This window comes from Mesorhizobium sp. XAP4, from assembly GCF_029269325.1.
In the GTDB taxonomy this organism is placed as follows: Bacteria; Pseudomonadota; Alphaproteobacteria; order Rhizobiales; family Rhizobiaceae; genus Mesorhizobium; species Mesorhizobium ciceri.
In genome coordinates this window covers 218,765-234,224 of the sequence record NZ_JARIXW010000005.1, presented here as the reverse complement: position 1 = coordinate 234,224, position 15,460 = coordinate 218,765, and the positions used below count along the sequence as shown (strand labels likewise).

The following is a 15,460-nucleotide window of genomic DNA, read 5'->3' as shown; positions in this document are numbered from 1 at the left end:
TAGGGCACCCGTGCATCGGCGGTCGAAAGGACGATCGATGAAGAGTTGGAACGACAGACTGAGCACACCAGGCATCAACGGCGTCAAGCCGACGCCGCGCACGATGGCCGATGTCGTCGAAGGCCAGCCTATGCTGGTGCCGACAGCGCGCCAGGTCGATGATTTCATCCGCTCGATTCCCGAAGGCGTCGAGATGGATGTGCGTGCGCTGCGTACAGCACTTGCCGTCGAGCATGGCGCCGAAGTGACATGCCCGGTCACCATAGGCTATCATCTGCGCACTGTTGCCGAAGCCGCCAACGAGGACCTCCAGCGCGGCATGACGCCGAGTGACGTGGCACCGTTCTGGCGCGTGCTCGATGCGAAAACACCGACGACGAAGAAATTGTCCTTCGGCGCGGAGTTCGTCGCCGCGCAGCGCAAGCGCGAAGGGCTGAAACCATGAGGCATGCCGCCCAAAAGTGTTCTGCGGTTTTGGGATAACGGCATGCGCGAAAACACGATGCATGCCACCCAGAGGTGGACCGGTTTCGGGCGGCATGCATAGAGACAACGCCGAGGGACCATACGATGCGCCGCGCCGACAGGCTCTTCCAGATCGTGCAGCATCTGCGCGGTGGCCGATTGGTCACCGCCCAGAAGCTCGGCACGTGGCTCGAAGTTTCCGAGCGAACCATCTATCGCGACATTGCCGATTTGCAGTCGACCGGAGTGCCGATCGACGGCGAGGCCGGCGTTGGCTACATGATGAGGGAGGGTTTCGACCTTCCGCCGCTGATGTTCACGCGTGACGAGATCGTCGCGCTGGTCGCCGGCGCCCGCATGGTGCGTGCCTTTGGCGGTGCCGCCATGGCGCGGGCCGCCGACGAAGCGCTGGTCAAGATCGGCGCCGTATTGCCCGATGCGGAGAAAGACCGCATCGCCCGCACCGAGATCCACACACCGATGTGGGTGGTCAGCGACGCCGCCCGCGAGGCGATCGACCTGATCGAGCGCGCGGTCGAAAAGCGCCAAGTGCTGACCATCGACTATTCCGACGAGGCCGGCCGCGGCACCGCCCGCGATATCCGCCCGCTCGGCCTGTGGTTCTGGGGCAAGGTGTGGACGCTGGTCGCCTGGTGCGAGATGCGCGACGATTTCCGCGCCTTCCGCATCGATCGCATCGCCTCGGTGGTGATCGCCGGCCGCATCTTCAAGCCGGAGCGCGGCAAGCAACTTGCCGACTTCTACCGCGCAGTGGAGCGCAGCGAGGACTATGGCATGGCGCCGGATCGCGCCGCGCGCAGCTGAGACCTGGCGCAGCTACAAAAAAGCCCGCTCGAAGCGGGCTTTTTCTTGGAATATCAGACAACCTCACTCGTCGTCGTCATTGTCCGTGTTCTTCGACTTCAAGGCCGAGAGCTTGGCGAACACGGCGTTGGCGTCGAGTTCGGCGTCCTCGTCCTTCGGCTTCTCGGGAGCCGGCACCAGCCGCTCGGTCAGGGCCGCCGGCAGCAGCGTGTCGCCGACCGGCTGCGCCTGTTCGCGGCCGCGCGAGGCGCGGTTGACTTCCATGTCGAGGTCGATCTGCGAGGCGAGACCCAGCGTCACCGGGTCCATCGGCTGCAGATTGGCTGAGTTCCAGTGCTTGCGCTCGCGGATCTGTTCGATCGTCGACTTGGTGGTGCCGACGAGGCGCGAGATCTGCGCGTCCTTGAGCTCGGGATGGTTGCGCACCAGCCACAGAATCGCGTTCGGCCGGTCCTGGCGCTTCGACAGCGGCGTGTAGCGCGGACCCTTGCGCTTGGATTCGGGCACCCGCACCTTGGGGTCCGAAAGCTTCAGGCGCTGGTTCGGATCCTTCTCGGCACGGGCGATCTCGTCGCGGGTCAGCTGTCCGGTCATGATCGGGTCCATGCCCTTGATGCCTTGCGCCGCTTCGCCATCGGCGATTGCCTTGACCTCGAGCGGATGCAGCCCGCAGAACTGCGCGATCTGCTCGAAGGAAAGTGCGGTATTGTCGACCAGCCAGACGGCGGTCGCCTTGGGCATCAGCAGCGTATTGGCCATTTTACAAATCCTTCTCGTTCGCCCGCGTTCCCGCGCGGGCGGTGGTTTAGAGCCACCAAAATGGGAAATTCGCGGTCTGTATAACCGCTCTCGGGTCCTTTCGCAACGTTTTTGGAGCAAAGACCGGAAGCCGTGGGTACTTACCGAAAACGTTCCGCGCTCTTGAGCAGAACGACAAGCTGGCTTTGCTGGCGAGTTCCGGTCTTGGCAAAGATCGGTTGAGATAGGGGCACCCCTGTCATGCCGGAGCCGCTGCTTCCATCAGGGTTCGCCCTTGTGAAAGCGCCGAGCCAAGATGCCATGCAGGAAACTGAGGTCAACCCTGCTCGATGGCCGGTATCGGTTGGGACGGTCGTTGATCTCCCGCCCAAAACGACAAAACCCGCCGGACTGGGTCCAGCGGGCTCGGAACCGCGACAAAGTTCGTCTGGTGCGGCTCTGGCTTCCACGGCTTGGGCCCGCCGGAGCGGACCAGGACGTGGCTTTAGATAGCCCTGCGGGCGATCTTTTCAATGTCGGCGCGGTTGATGCCGAGATCGCTGAGCTGACGTGCGTTGAGACGGTTCAGTTCGCGGACGGTCTCGGTGTACATACGCCAGTTACGGAAAGCGCGGATCGGGTTCATGGTAGTCCCTCCAGAATGATGTTCGTTTCGATGGTGCTCAAATAGGCGTCATCGATGAGGACTTGAATGGCTGATTTTGCATAGCAATGATGCAAATGCTGCATTGCAGCATTAAGCTTCTGTTCATCTTGTGGGCAGCGAGGCGCTGACCTCGCGCGCTGTCAGCCTACGTCGAGCACGATCTTGCCGATATGCTCACCCTCTTCCATGCGCTCATGCGCCCGCCAGGCTTCGCTGAGCGGGAAGATCATGTCCATCACAGGGGCAACCTTGCGCGTGCCGAGCAGCGGCCACACCTGCGCTTCCAGCGCCGCCGCGATCGCCGCCTTGAACTCGACGGTTCGCGGCCTCAGCGTCGAACCTGTGTGGGTAAGCCGCTTGACCATGATCTTCGAAAAGTCCACGCTTGCGACAGCGCCGGCCTGAACGGCGATCTGGACGATGCGGCCTTCGACCGCCGCGGCTTCGTAATTGCGCGCCACATAGTCGCCGCCGACCATGTCGAGGATGACATTGGCGCCTTTGCCACCCGTTGCCTCCTTCACCGCGGCGACGAAATCCGCCTCGCGATAATTGATCGCCCGGTCAGCGCCGAGCTTCAGGCAGGCGTCGCATTTCTCCTTGCTGCCGGCAGTGGTGATGACATAGGCGCCGAAGGCGGAGGCAAGCTGGATTGCTGTCGTGCCGATGCCGGACGAGCCGCCATGGACGAGCAGCGTCTCGCCTTTCTTGAGGCCGCCACGCTCGAACACATTGTGCCAGACGGTGAAGTAATTCTCCGGCACCGCCGCGGCTTCGGTGTGGGTGAAGCCGGCGGGCAACGGCAGCACGCTCCCTGCATGGACCTTGACATATTCGGCATAGCCGCCGCCGGGCGTCAGCGCACAGACGCGGTCGCCAATGCGCCAGCGTGATATGTCGTCGCCAAGGGCCGCCACTTCACCCGAGGTCTCGAGGCCCGGCAGGTCGGATGCGCCGGGCGGTGGCGGATAGGCGCCTTTGCGCTGCTGGACGTCGGGCCGGTTGACGCCGGCGGCATGCACCTTGATCAGGATCTCGCCGGGGCCGGGCTGCGGCACGTCGCGTGTTTCCGGCTTCAGCACCCGAGGGCCACCTGGCTCCGAGATCGCGATGGCCGTCATTCTTGCCGGAATTTTCTGTCCGCTCGCCATGAGATTTCCCGTCTTTCCTCGCCGTTGTCCGACCGGCTGTTTGCATCGACGCCCCTGCCCTATGTATGCTGATTGCCAAATCAGGCAAATGGCCAATCTGGTCTTGGCGGAGGAGGAGCGACGATGGCGATCTTCGACGACGAACCCAAGAAGAAGGCGGGCCCGCACGAGATCGGGCAGGACCTGTCATTGCTTTCCGTCAGCGACTTGACTGAGCGGATCGGCATCCTGCGCGACGAAATCGCCCGCCTGGAAGCCGAACTCAAGGCCAAGGACACCACCAAATCCGCGGCCGAAGCACTGTTCCGCCGCGGATAGGCGCTCGGGCGTACAGCCCGCCGCCGAAAAGCCCGAATGCGACTGTCTTCAGACGCAGCGTCCCCGCCAAACCTGAGCCGGATCAACCAATGTTCGCAACCTACCGACCGATCCTCTCGCTGCTTCGCGGCACCGCTTTCCTGCTCGCGGCATCTGGTTTGCATGGGCTGCTTCTGCCCCTGCGCGGTCAGCTGGAAGGCTTCTCGACCGCATCGCTCGGCCTGATGGGCACGGCCTGGGCCGGCGGCTTCGTCACCGGCTGCTTCTTCGCACCGCGCATCGTGCGCCGCGCCGGCCACGTGCGCGCCTTTGGCGCCTTTGCCGCATCCGGCGCCATCGTGGCGCTGCTCACCGGGCTGATCATCGACGAGTATGTCTGGATCCTGCTGCGCGCCTTCACCGGCTTCACCATGGCCGGCGCCTTCATGGTCATCGAAAGCTGGTTGAACGAGAAGGCCACCAACGAGAACCGTGGCACCGTCTTCGGCCTCTACATGATGGTGACTTATGCCTCGATCATGGGCGGGCAGATGATCGTCGCCGGCGGCGACGTGAAGTCCGCGTCGCTGTTCATGATCACCGGCATCCTGTTTTGCCTGTCGCTCATTCCGACGGCGGTCTCGACCGCCTCCCACCCCAAGCCGCTGCAGGATGTCTCACTTGATGTCAGGGGCCTTTATGCCAATTCGCCGGTGTCGGCGGTCGCTTGCGTGTTGATCGGCATCGCCAACGGCGCCTGGGGCACGCTTGGCGCGGTCTATGGTGCACGCATCGGCATTTCCACGGCCGAGATCGCCCTGATGATGAGTCTTGTGGTCGTTGCCGGTGCCGCCATGCAGCTTCCGGCCGGGCGCCTGTCCGACAAGACCGACCGGCGCTTCGTGCTGGCGGGGGCGGCTTTCGGCGGGGCCTTCTTCGCGCTCATGATCTTCCTGTTCGAGCCACGCTCCGGCGTCTTCGTCATCGTCTTCACCGCCGCCTATGGCGCCTTCGCCTATACGCTCTATTCCATCGCCGTGGCGCATGCCAACGACCACGCGCGCTCGGAGGATTTCGTCAAGGTATCTGGCGGGCTGTTGCTGCTCTATGGCTTCGGCACGATGATCGGACCATTGCTTGCGGCTGCCCTGATGGGCTGGATGCGCCCGGAAGGTCTGTTCCTGGCGACCGCCTTCGCGCATCTCTGCCTGGCGGGCTACACGCTGCTGCGCATCAGCCGCCGCGCGCCGGTGCCGATCGGGGATCGTGACGCCTTCAAGACGCAGCCGGCCGACCGTTCGGTCACCCCGGAAGCATTGCGGCTTGATCCCAGAAGAAAAGCAGAAGCAGACGGTTGAGATTCGAAAGGCTTTGCCTCACTAATACAGGCATGATGTTTTCCGACGCCTTCATGGCGATTGCCGATCCCAACCGGCGCCATCTTCTGGAAGAACTTCGCCGCGGCCCGAAAACCGTCACCGAACTGGCCGCCGGCTTGCCGGTCTCGCGCCCAGCCGTGTCGCAACATCTGAAAGTGCTGCTCGATGCCGGCCTGGTCCACGCCAAGCCGGAAGGAACAAGGCGCGTCTATACGGTGAGCGGCACTGGCTTCCTCAAACTCAACATCTGGCTCGATCAGTTCTGGGAAGCCTAACCCCGATCAACCGTTGTTGTAGGGGAAGAACTTGAAGTAGGGCTGCGCCTCCCCGACCACCCGAGCGAAGGCGGGGCGCTGCAGCAGGCGGTCGTGATAGCGCTTCACAGCCGGGTACCTGTCGCCCAACGGCTCGACCTTGTTGGCATAGAACAGCGCGGGGGAGGCTGCGCAATCGGCCATGGTGAAGCTGTCGCCCATCGCCCAGATCTTCGACTGCATGTCCTGTTCGATGATGGCGTAGGAATTGCGCAACCGGTCGCGAGCCTGCTCGACGCCGAACGGGTCGGTCTTGTCGCCGGGGCGCAACCGGTCGCTGACAATCTTCTGCATCGGCTCCTGCACATAGCAATCATAGAAGCGATCGGCCTGGCGGACGGCCAGCGCCAGATCGATGTCGGCGGGAACGAGGTCGACCGGCCCCGGATGGTGCGCGGCCAGATATTCGACGACGATGGTCGATTCCAGCACCGTACGGCCACGCGCATCGTCGCGCAGCGCCGGCATCTTGCCGGTCGGCGAAATCTTCAGGAAGGCCGCGCGCGATTCAGCATCGCCAAGGTCGACGATGACAGGCGTGAACGGCGTGGCGTTCTCATACAGCGCGATCAACGGCTTCCAGCAGAAGGAGGCCAGCGGATGGAAATGAAGTGTCAGGGACATTTTTTGCTCGTCTGTTTCGTGGATTGTCGGTGGCCGCTACCCTGCAGCACGCCTGTTGCGGTTAGCCTTGTCCGTCAAACCAGCCTATGCTGCTTCAATCGGCTTGGACATGCGCGATGATCGCTGCGGACATCTCGGCCCAGTCGTCCGGATGCAGCTCGTGGCCGCCACCTTCGATGCGAATGAGTCTTGCGCCGGTGAGCGTCTCGGCCAGCGCCTCGCCGTGTTCGACCGGAAAGATCGGATCCGCCGTGCCGTGAATGACCAGCAGCGGCGCCGCGATCTCGTGCAGGCGGCCCTTCCAGGCGGCGCCGCCCTTGAGCATGAAATGGTTGGTCGCGCTCAGGAAGCCGCCGGAGCGGTCGTAATCCTGCTCGACAAAGGCCCGTATCCCCGCCGCATCGAATGGATGCGTGGTGCTGGCGATCGCCCGCGCATCCCTGACGATGAAATCGACCACTTGGCCACGGTCCGACCAATCGACTTTGGCGCCCTCGGCCGAGTGTTCCATGTAGGCTTCGGTCGTCTCGGGAAGGCCGGATGTGTCGATTCCCACCGGCGAACTGCTGATCACAGTCAGAGATACGACACGCGAGGGATGTTTCAACGCCACAAGCTGCGCGATCATGCCGCCCATCGACATCCCGACGACATGCGCCTTGCCGATGCCGTGGTCGTCCAGAACATGCATTGCATCGTCGGCCATATCATCGAACGTGTAGGGCGGCTCTCCCGGCTTGTATTTCGTCGAACGGCCGGTATCGCGATTGTCGTAGCGGATCACGAACAGGCCGGCACCGGCCAGTTTCCGGCAGAACGCCTCCGGCCACCACAGCATCGAGGCCATCGCTCCCATGATCAGCAACAGCGGCGGGTTCGCCGGATCGCCAAAGACTTCGGATATAATCTCAGGGCGTTCGGTGGTCCTCATCACGCAGTCTCCTCTCTGCAAAACTGATTGCATTTTGCAATCGGTTGCACGATAATAAAACTGATACGATAATGCAACCGGTTTTGGAGAAAAATCTCATGAGCATGGATCGCCGGTCCGGGTGCCCGATCAATCTGTCGCTGGAAGTCTTCGGCGACCGCTGGAGCCTGATCATCCTTCGCGACATGATCTTCGGCGGCAGGCGCCATTTTCGCGAGCTGCTCAACGGATCGATGGAAGGCATCGCCTCAAACATCCTCGCCGACCGGCTGAAGCGCCTGATGGAGCTGGGCATGCTGACCAAGGCCAACGATCCCTCGCACAAGCAGAAGGCGATTTACAGCCTGACCGAGATGGCGATCACGCTGGTTCCGATCCTGGCCCATCTCGGCGCCTGGGGCCGCGTCTGGCTGCCGGTCAGCGACGAATTGTCGATCCGCGCCGAACTGCTGGAAAAGGGCGGACAGCCTATGTGGGACAAATTCATGGACGAGTTGCGGCACGAGCATCTCGGCATGCCGCTCGATACAATGTCTGGCCTTTCTGTCCGCGCGACCTTGCAGGCCGCCTACGAGGCGGTGGTTGCCAGCAAGGCCCTCGCCGCCAGCCCGGCCGCGTAACCAACTTATTTTCCCGTTTTGGGGCCGGCTCTGCTAGAAGAAGCGGAAAATCACAATTCACGGGATTGGATAAGGTCTTGGTTGAGAACTCTCGGGATGCTGCGCGCGCACGCGCCGACCTGCGCTTCAAGAAGCAGGAAGAGGCGGCAACCGTCCGCCAGAAGGCGATGGCCGAATACGCCGCCGAGAGCGATGCCCGCCAGGCCAAGACCAACAAGCTGCGGGCACTGCGTCTCGCCAAGGAAGCGGAAGACCTCGCCAACGCGCCGGCGGAACCCGCCAAGAAACCGGCCCGCGCCAAGAAGAAGTAGCCCAGCCACGTCTGGAGCCATACAAGCGGCAACGCTTATCCGGATGAGCCGGCGAAGGCTGCTTTCCATCCTGCCTTTTCACGCGAAGCAATTTCAACCGGAACGGGGATGTTATCTCGCCCGCCGACGATCGATGATCGACGCGTTTCAAACAGGAGACCGCCATGACCGCACTGCCGCTCGAAAAAGCCAGGCAAATCATCGAAACCGCCTTTGCCAAGGGCTCCGATCTCAAGCTCAAGCCGCTCGGCGTCTCGGTGCTCGACGCCGGCGGGCATCTGGTCGCCTTCCAGCGCCAGGACGGCGCCTCGTTCCTGCGTCCGCAAATGTCGGCCGGCAAGGCCTATGGTGCGCTCGCCATCGGCATGGGCTCGCGCAAAGTCGAGGCCTTCGCCAAGGAGCGCCCGCATCTCGTCGCCGGCATCTCGGACGTCTCGGGCGGGCGCGTGCTGCCGGTCGTCGGCGGCGTGCTGATCCGCGACAAGGCCGGTGCCATCATCGGCGCCGTCGGCATTTCAGGCGACACGTCGGACAATGACGAAGCCGCGGCAATCGCCGGCATCGAGGCCGCCGGTTTCACCGCCGATCCGGGGTGAGGTCGGGAACTTCGTCATCCACGGGCGGAGCAGGAGCGAGGCTCCGTCGCGCAGACCCGAGGATCCATTCCGTAACATCAGCCGTAGAGTGCAGCGGAGCAGAATTCTGGACCGCTGAAACGCTCACGTGTCGCGGCTTGGACCCTGGGGTCTGCGCCGCGTCGCTACGCTCCTTGCTACGCCCTGGGATGACGACGTTAGGGGCGTTTGCGCCAACTGTCAGCGCAAGCGCCCGTCAAACTTCCGCCTTCCGCGCCGAGGACCTAATTCAAATTGATGTCCCGGCTGGCCGACCGCATCGACACCGCGAATCCGGCCAGCACGTCGAACAGCGCGATGACCATCAGGGTGAAGAAGACGGAATGGGCCGCACCCTTCACCAGCAGGAACTCGACCAGGAAGGCCACGAAGACCAGCGTCGACAGAAGATGGTCCATGATCGAGGCGTTGGTGGTGCGCACCGACTTCGCCATTTCGAGGAACAGGAAGATCAGCCCGATCAGCACCATCAGATCGCCAAGCGTCATCGAGAACACGCCACCCGACATCATGCTGAATGAGAAGACCTCGCTTGCCCACGGATCGTCACCGCTGCCGAATATTCCCAGCAGTCCGAGATTGTAGAGCACGAAAGGCACGATCAGCAGCGGAATGGCACCGAACATCTGGCGTCTCCATGTGGGGGCAATCCTTTGTAGAATGCGCCACAGGCACGCCGTCAAGATGTTTCGATGGCAGCGTTGAACACGGTCGAAGACCGCACGCAACAACAATGTCAGCCGGTTGCCTGCAACGATTGCCGCCCACGCGTCGAGATGCGCGCCACCCCGCCCCCCAAACGCAAAAGGACCGGCCACCGGCCGGTCCTTTTGGAATTCAGACCTTTGGAAGGCTGGTCTCAGCTTTCCTTGGGCGTCAACACCTGGCGACCGCGATACATGCCGGTCTTCAGGTCGATATGGTGCGGACGGCGCATTTCGCCGGAATTCTTGTCCTCGACATAGGTCGGGGCCTTGAGGGCGTCGGCCGAGCGGCGCATGCCGCGCTTGGACGGAGATGTTTTACGTTTCGGAACGGCCATGGATATGCTCCACTACATGGTCAAAAGCCCCGCCCGCCCTCGTGAAAGGGCCATGTCGGGGCCTAAATCTGAGAAAGTCGGGTGCCTATACACGCCCTGTGCCGTTTTGGCCAGCGCTGGCGCGAATTTTTTTGGATCGGCTAGCGGAGACAACCGACATAGGCGCCCGAGCGGCCGGCTCGCCGCTCGATCAGATTGGCAAGCCGCCTCAGGCCAGGCCCGGGCTTGGCCGGATTGCGGGCGATCGGATTTGGCAAAGAGACCGCAAGCAGGGCGGCCTGCCGTCGCGACAGCTGTTTTGCCGAGACGCCGAAATGGTGCTGTGCCGCGGCCTCGATGCCGTAGATGCCCGGCCCCCACTCGGCGATGTTGAGATAGATTTCCATGATGCGCCGTTTCGACATCACCGCATCGAAATAGACGGCCAGCGGCAATTCGACCACCTTGCGCACCGAGCCCAGCGGCCGCGACCAGAGATACAGGTTCTTGACCGTCTGCATGGTGATGGTCGAGGCGCCGCGCGTCGCTTCGCCGGCCAGCGCATCGTCGACGACGCCTCTCAGCTCGCCGAGATCGACGCCACGATGAAAGCAGAACTGCCCGTCCTCCGACATGATGACGGAATTGGCCAGCACCGGCGACACGTCATCGATCGACACCCAGCGGCGGTCGTAACCGGAGAAGGTCGCCAGGTCCTTCAGCATCAGCGTCGAGACAGGATGCACGAAGAACGGCAGGTACAGAAACGTCAGCACGACCGGAATCAAAGCCAGCACCGCGGCCACGACGATGCCGCGCCGGACCCAGCGCTTGAGACCACGGCGGTTTACGCCCCGCGATCTCGTCGCCATGTCCAGCTTTTCGGTTTCATGATCGACGATCGGTTCCGCCAAGCCGCCCAACCCGTGCCAGAGAGCTCGTTTTGAAACGCGCTCCTGTGAGTCATGTGACGGTGTTTTCGAGAACCGGAGCGGAGCGTACATTAGAGTACGCAAGCACCGGAAGCGCAGAAAACGCCCTCAGATGACCGCAGGAGTAGAGTTTCCGAACGGGCTCATACTGCTCCGGCATAATGGCGCTTGCCTTCTTGCGCAACGTCTGAGTGTCGGCTACCGGTCCCGGCCATGACGAATGACGACCAAATGGCGTTCGAAATGGCGCTGATCAGGCGGGCAGCCGCCGTCGAGGTGCTGCTGCGGCGACTGCTCGACGACCGCGCGCTTTCGGGCGAGATCGCCCGGCCGGACCGGCTGATGGCGGCGATGCGCCATGGCGTGCTGAACGGCGGCAAGCGCCTGCGGCCCTTCCTGGTCATGGAAAGTGCCGCCCTTTTTTCCGCCGACGGCGAGGCGGCACTGCGTGTCGCCGCCGCACTTGAATGCGTGCATTGCTATTCGCTGATCCACGACGATCTGCCCGCCATGGACGACGACGACCTGCGTCGCGGCCAGCCGACCGTGCACAAGGCCTTCGACGAGGCAACCGCGATCCTGGCCGGCGACGCCCTGCTGACGCTGGCCTTCGACATCATTGCCGGCGAGTCGACTGCGCTGCCGGCGGAGCGGCGGGCAGCCCTGGTGCTGGCGCTTGCCCGCGCCGCCGGAGCAGGCGGCATGGTCGGCGGCCAGAAGCTCGATCTCGAAGCCGAACAGACGCCGCCGGACGAGGCCGGCATCATCCGGCTGCAGGCGATGAAGACCGGCGCGCTGATCCGTTTCGCCTGCGAGGCAGGCGCCCTCATCGCCGGCGCCCCGGCCGATGACCGCGAGCGGCTGGCCGAATTCGGCTCGGCGATCGGTCTTGCCTTCCAGCTTGCCGACGACCTGCTCGATTTGACCGCCGACGCCAGCCAGATGGGCAAGGCGACCGGCAAGGACGCCGCCGCCGGCAAGGCGACGCTGGTGGCCTTGCATGGTGCGAATTGGGCACGTGGCCAGCTTCACGGCCTCGTCCAACAGGCGCATGCGCTGCTTGAGCCCTATGGTGACGATGCCCAGTTGCTGAAAGAAGCGGCGACATTCGTGGCGGCGCGTAACAGCTAAGGTTGGTGCCAGCCGGAACATCGAGCTGATTGCACGCACGTCCCGCCGGCCGGTTCTGAAATAGAACTTGAGCGGAAGCCTGCCGAGGCAGAGGATTGACATCCGCACGGCAAGCACGCGGTGCGGATAAGAGTTGGAGGATGCCATGTCGACCACCGACAAGCTGTTCAGCGGTTCCATTCCCGAGATCTACGACCGGGCGATGGTGCCGCTGATCTTCGAGCCATATGCGCGGGATCTGGCGGAGCGGGTGTCGAAGCTCGGGCCGCAATCGGTGCTCGAAGTGGCGGCGGGCACCGGTGTGGTGACACGTGCGCTCGCAGCAAAGCTGCCGGCGCAAGCGCGCATCGTGGTCACCGACCTCAACCAGCCCATGCTCGACCACGCACGCACGCGGATGGTGGACGATCCTCGCATCACCTGGCAGCAGGCCGATGCTCAGGCGCTGCCCTTCGAGGACGCACAGTTCGACGCCGTGGCCTGCCAGTTTGGCGCGATGTTCTTCCCCGATCGGGTGGGCGCCTACGGGCAAGTTCGGCGCGTGATGCGGCTGGGCGGACACTTCCTGTTCAACGTCTGGGGTGCCATCGAAGAGAACGAGTTTGCCGATGAGGTGACGCGGGCGCTCGGCCATTTTTTCCCGGCCGATCCGCCTCGCTTCATGGCAAGGACACCGCATGGCTATCACGATGCGGACGTCATCCGCGCCGACCTGCATGCCGCCGGCTTCCGTAACATTACCATAGAGCCGCTGGATGCCGTCAGCGCCGCTTCCTCGCCATATGAGGCGGCCACGGCCTATTGCCAGGGCACGCCCCTGCGGGCCGAGATCGAGGCGCGCGGTGGCTCGCTGGAGGAGGTGACGCGATACGTGGCGAATGCCCTTGGGAAACGGTTCGGGGAAGGCCCGGTGAGTGGCCGCATCCGCGCCCTCGTCGTGGACGCGGCCTAGGCGCGCTGTCCATCCGGCGGCTCGCACGGCTCGCCTGCCCGAACGAACGAAATTTTAATGTAAATGAAGCGTAATCCCGGCCATTAAAATGGTGCGTATGTGTTGGGGTTGCGCATGCCTGAATATTCGTCCTTCATCCGGTCGGTCCGGATCCGCTATATTTCAGGGTTGCTGATCTTCGCGCTGGCTTCCGCCGGCATCGTGATTGCGCTTGATCGCGTCAATTCCTTTCGCCGCGACATCGATGCGCTGAGCAGCAATCTCGTCATCTTCACCCGAGACCTGCGCAACGCGACCAGCTTTGCCGAGACGACCGGCACCGCCTGGCGGGCGGAGACACGCGAGGCCCTGACCACATCGGCGCGCGGCCATTCGGAGCGCCTGACCGGCGAGATCGAGACGCTGACCGCCCAGCTTGCGGCGATCAAGCCGCGGCTGTCGATCAAGACCGTCGACGAACTCCAATCCGCTTCAGTTAACGGCGATCTGTTCTGGTCGCCGCGCGACATGGTGCGCAATTTCAACCTGATGTCGGTGGCGCAGAAGGTCGACGAGTGGAGCTATCGCGAAATCCGCAACCAGAATGACCTGTTCGCCCAACCCATGCTGGTTCACGTCCGCACCGCCATGGATGATGAGCGCCATCTGGCCGATGCCTCCAGCGACAGGCTGTTGTTGTGGGCCAGCGGCATTCTGTTCGCGGCCCTTGCCATCGTCGCCTTCTGGATCTTCCGCCCGATGGAAGTGGCGATCCGCCGCGCCTTTGCCGAATCCGCCGAATCCCTGTTCAAGGCCGAGGCCGCCGACCGCGCCAAATCGGAATTCCTGGCCAATATGAGCCACGAGATCCGCACGCCGATGAACGGTGTGCTCGGTATGGCCGAACTGCTGGCCAAGACCGATCTGACCCCACGCCAAAAGACCTTCACCGACGTTATCGTGAAGTCCGGCAACGCGCTGCTCACCATCATCAATGACATCCTCGATTTCTCCAAGATCAATGCTGGCCAGCTCACCCTCGACCCTGCTCCCTTCCGCCTTTCCGAGGCGGTCGAGGACGTGGCGACGCTGGTCTCTGCTCGCGTCGCCGAAAAGAACCTCGAACTGATCGTGCGCGTCGATCCGCGCCTGCCGGCCCATGTCGTCGGCGACGCCGGCCGGTTCCGGCAGATCATCACCAACCTGCTCGGCAACGCAGTGAAGTTCACCGAGAAGGGTCACGTGCTGATCGATGTCGGCGGCGAGATCGTCAACGACGTGGTCCAGCTCAAGATCCGCGTCGAGGACACCGGCATCGGCATACCGGCCGAGAAACTGCAGAACGTGTTCGAAAAATTCGCGCAGGTCGACGGCTCGTCCACCCGCCGTCACGAGGGCACGGGGCTGGGCTTGGCCATCGCAGCACGCCTCGTCGACCTGATGGCAGGCAAGATCGGCGTCGAGAGCGAGATCGGCCGCGGCTCGGTGTTCTGGTTCGCGGTGCCGCTGCCCGCGCATCAGGCCGCGGCGCGCGACGAGATCGTGCCGGTCGACGTCACCGGCGCGCGCGTGCTGGTCATCGATGACAATCCGGTCAACCGCGAAATCCTGCTCGAGCAGCTCAGAAGCTGGAGCTTCGACTGTGCCGCCGCCGAAAGCGGCGCCGTCGGCCTGGCCTTCCTCGACCGCGCCTTTCAGTTGGGCGCCGCCGTCGACTGCATCATCCTCGACTACCAGATGCCCGGCATGAACGGCGCCGACGTTGCCAGGGCCATTGCTTCCGACAGCCGGCTGTCCTCCATCCCGGTGGTGTTGCTGACCTCGGTCGACCAGGTCGATTTCGGCAAGATGATCATCGACTTCGGCATTGCCGCGCATTTGACGAAGCCGGCGCGCTCCGCGGTCCTGCTCGGCACCGTTATCTCGGTCGTGCAGAAGGCCCGTTCGCAGGTCGGCAAGGCGCAGTTTGTCCGCGAACCGATCGTCCAGGCTCCCCCGGCAGCGCCGCCCGCCTTTACCGTCATCCGCGGCCCGGCGCTGCCAGTCGCGGCAGCACCGGAATCGACAACCACGCCGAACGGACCGATCGACATCCTGATTGCCGAGGACAACGACGTGAACCAGCTGGTCTTCGGCCAGATCCTCAATGGCTTGGGCTTGAGCTACCGCATCGCCGGCAACGGCCGCACGGCGGTCGAGATGTACCGGGCGCTGCGCCCCAAGCTGATCCTGATGGACGTCTCGATGCCGGAGATGAATGGCTACGAAGCGACCCGCGCGATCCGGGCCATGGAGACCTCGACGGGCACCCACATTCCGATCATCGGCGTCACCGCGCATGCGCTGAAGGGCGATCGCGACAAGTGCATCGAAGCCGGCATGGACGACTATCTGCCGAAGCCCGTTTCGCCCGACCGACTGGGCACCAAGATCGGCACCTGGCTCAGCGAGACCGTGGTGGCCAAGACGGCGTAAAAGCCGGCCCTAT

At 63.5% G+C, this 15,460-nt stretch carries 19 protein-coding genes; 11 read left to right on the top strand and 8 right to left on the bottom strand.

What is annotated here, in order from left to right; genetic code table 11:
• The first annotated feature begins 37 nt into the window (after positions 1-37).
• Together P3C39_RS22510 and P3C39_RS22505 are read left to right on the top strand one after the other, a co-directional pair.
• A complete protein-coding gene (locus P3C39_RS22510) occupies positions 38-445 on the top strand; it encodes a hypothetical protein (RefSeq protein WP_063169160.1) in 408 nt (135 codons plus the stop codon).
• A 125-nt stretch (positions 446-570) separates the two neighbouring features.
• The gene (locus tag P3C39_RS22505) at positions 571-1,290 is read left to right on the top strand and encodes a YafY family protein (RefSeq protein ID WP_013529238.1); all 720 of its coding nucleotides are present in this window, start codon (positions 571-573) and stop codon (positions 1,288-1,290) included.
• A 63-nt stretch (positions 1,291-1,353) separates the two neighbouring features.
• On the opposite strand, the gene P3C39_RS22500 is transcribed toward P3C39_RS22505, so the two are convergent.
• From P3C39_RS22500 to P3C39_RS22490, 3 genes are all read right to left on the bottom strand, one after another.
• Positions 1,354-2,049 (bottom strand): DUF1013 domain-containing protein, encoded by a 696-nt coding sequence (locus P3C39_RS22500; protein ID WP_013529237.1) that lies wholly within the window; start codon positions 2,047-2,049, stop codon positions 1,354-1,356.
• A 484-nt stretch (positions 2,050-2,533) separates the two neighbouring features.
• The gene (locus P3C39_RS22495; RefSeq protein ID WP_013529236.1) at positions 2,534-2,674 is read right to left on the bottom strand and encodes a DUF1127 domain-containing protein; all 141 of its coding nucleotides are present in this window, start codon (positions 2,672-2,674) and stop codon (positions 2,534-2,536) included.
• 161 nt (positions 2,675-2,835) lie between these two features.
• The gene (locus tag P3C39_RS22490) at positions 2,836-3,846 is read right to left on the bottom strand and encodes an NAD(P)H-quinone oxidoreductase (protein ID WP_275954357.1); all 1,011 of its coding nucleotides are present in this window, start codon (positions 3,844-3,846) and stop codon (positions 2,836-2,838) included.
• 123 nt (positions 3,847-3,969) lie between these two features.
• Between P3C39_RS22490 and P3C39_RS22485 the strand changes: the two genes are divergently transcribed.
• The 3 genes from P3C39_RS22485 (at position 3,970) to P3C39_RS22475 (ending at position 5,797) form a co-directional block, all read left to right on the top strand.
• Positions 3,970-4,164, top strand: a complete 195-nt coding sequence (locus P3C39_RS22485) for a DUF1192 domain-containing protein (protein ID WP_275954358.1) — start codon at positions 3,970-3,972, stop codon at positions 4,162-4,164.
• Between the two features lie 89 nt (positions 4,165-4,253).
• A complete protein-coding gene (locus P3C39_RS22480) occupies positions 4,254-5,501 on the top strand; it encodes an MFS transporter (RefSeq protein ID WP_024502978.1) in 1,248 nt (415 codons plus the stop codon).
• A 32-nt stretch (positions 5,502-5,533) separates the two neighbouring features.
• Positions 5,534-5,797, top strand: a complete 264-nt coding sequence (locus P3C39_RS22475) for a metalloregulator ArsR/SmtB family transcription factor (protein WP_013529232.1) — start codon at positions 5,534-5,536, stop codon at positions 5,795-5,797.
• 6 nt (positions 5,798-5,803) lie between these two features.
• Here P3C39_RS22475 and P3C39_RS22470 read toward each other — a convergent pair whose 3' ends face one another.
• Both P3C39_RS22470 and P3C39_RS22465 read right to left on the bottom strand, forming a co-directional pair.
• Positions 5,804-6,460: a glutathione S-transferase family protein gene (locus P3C39_RS22470; protein WP_275954359.1), complete on the bottom strand. Its 657-nt coding sequence runs from the start codon at positions 6,458-6,460 to the stop codon at positions 5,804-5,806.
• A 94-nt stretch (positions 6,461-6,554) separates the two neighbouring features.
• Positions 6,555-7,391, bottom strand: coding sequence for an alpha/beta hydrolase (locus P3C39_RS22465; RefSeq protein WP_275954360.1), 837 nt, complete (start codon positions 7,389-7,391; stop codon positions 6,555-6,557).
• A 98-nt stretch (positions 7,392-7,489) separates the two neighbouring features.
• Here P3C39_RS22465 and P3C39_RS22460 point away from each other — a divergent pair, with 98 nt between their 5' ends.
• The 3 genes from P3C39_RS22460 to P3C39_RS22450 all read left to right on the top strand — a co-directional run bounded on the left by P3C39_RS22460 (position 7,490) and on the right by P3C39_RS22450 (position 8,918).
• On the top strand, positions 7,490-8,011 hold the full coding sequence (locus P3C39_RS22460; RefSeq protein ID WP_127385308.1) for a helix-turn-helix domain-containing protein: 522 nt from the start codon (positions 7,490-7,492) through the stop codon (positions 8,009-8,011).
• A 77-nt stretch (positions 8,012-8,088) separates the two neighbouring features.
• Entirely contained in the window at positions 8,089-8,322 is a 234-nt protein-coding gene (locus P3C39_RS22455; RefSeq protein WP_013529228.1) for a hypothetical protein, read from the top strand.
• Between the two features lie 164 nt (positions 8,323-8,486).
• Positions 8,487-8,918, top strand: coding sequence for a heme-binding protein (locus P3C39_RS22450; protein ID WP_013529227.1), 432 nt, complete (start codon positions 8,487-8,489; stop codon positions 8,916-8,918).
• Positions 8,919-9,181: 263 nt separating this feature from the next.
• Here the strand turns inward: P3C39_RS22450 and P3C39_RS22445 are convergent, their stop codons facing one another.
• The 3 genes from P3C39_RS22445 to P3C39_RS22435 all read right to left on the bottom strand — a co-directional run bounded on the left by P3C39_RS22445 (position 9,182) and on the right by P3C39_RS22435 (position 10,901).
• Positions 9,182-9,583: a hypothetical protein gene (locus P3C39_RS22445; RefSeq protein ID WP_013529226.1), complete on the bottom strand. Its 402-nt coding sequence runs from the start codon at positions 9,581-9,583 to the stop codon at positions 9,182-9,184.
• A gap of 233 nt (positions 9,584-9,816) precedes the next feature.
• The gene (rpmF, locus tag P3C39_RS22440; protein ID WP_008834724.1) at positions 9,817-9,999 is read right to left on the bottom strand and encodes a 50S ribosomal protein L32; all 183 of its coding nucleotides are present in this window, start codon (positions 9,997-9,999) and stop codon (positions 9,817-9,819) included.
• Positions 10,000-10,139: 140 nt separating this feature from the next.
• Complete coding sequence (locus tag P3C39_RS22435) at positions 10,140-10,901, bottom strand: transglycosylase domain-containing protein (RefSeq protein WP_013529225.1); 762 nt, start codon at positions 10,899-10,901, stop codon at positions 10,140-10,142.
• A 222-nt stretch (positions 10,902-11,123) separates the two neighbouring features.
• On the opposite strand from P3C39_RS22435, the gene P3C39_RS22430 reads away from it, so the two are divergent.
• The 3 genes from P3C39_RS22430 to P3C39_RS22420 all read left to right on the top strand — a co-directional run bounded on the left by P3C39_RS22430 (position 11,124) and on the right by P3C39_RS22420 (position 15,447).
• Positions 11,124-12,041, top strand: coding sequence for a polyprenyl synthetase family protein (locus P3C39_RS22430; RefSeq protein ID WP_024502973.1), 918 nt, complete (start codon positions 11,124-11,126; stop codon positions 12,039-12,041).
• A 145-nt stretch (positions 12,042-12,186) separates the two neighbouring features.
• Positions 12,187-12,993 (top strand): methyltransferase domain-containing protein, encoded by an 807-nt coding sequence (locus P3C39_RS22425; RefSeq protein WP_024502972.1) that lies wholly within the window; start codon positions 12,187-12,189, stop codon positions 12,991-12,993.
• 114 nt (positions 12,994-13,107) lie between these two features.
• Positions 13,108-15,447, top strand: a complete 2,340-nt coding sequence (locus tag P3C39_RS22420; protein ID WP_275954361.1) for a response regulator — start codon at positions 13,108-13,110, stop codon at positions 15,445-15,447.
• The last annotated feature ends 13 nt before the right edge of the window (positions 15,448-15,460 follow it).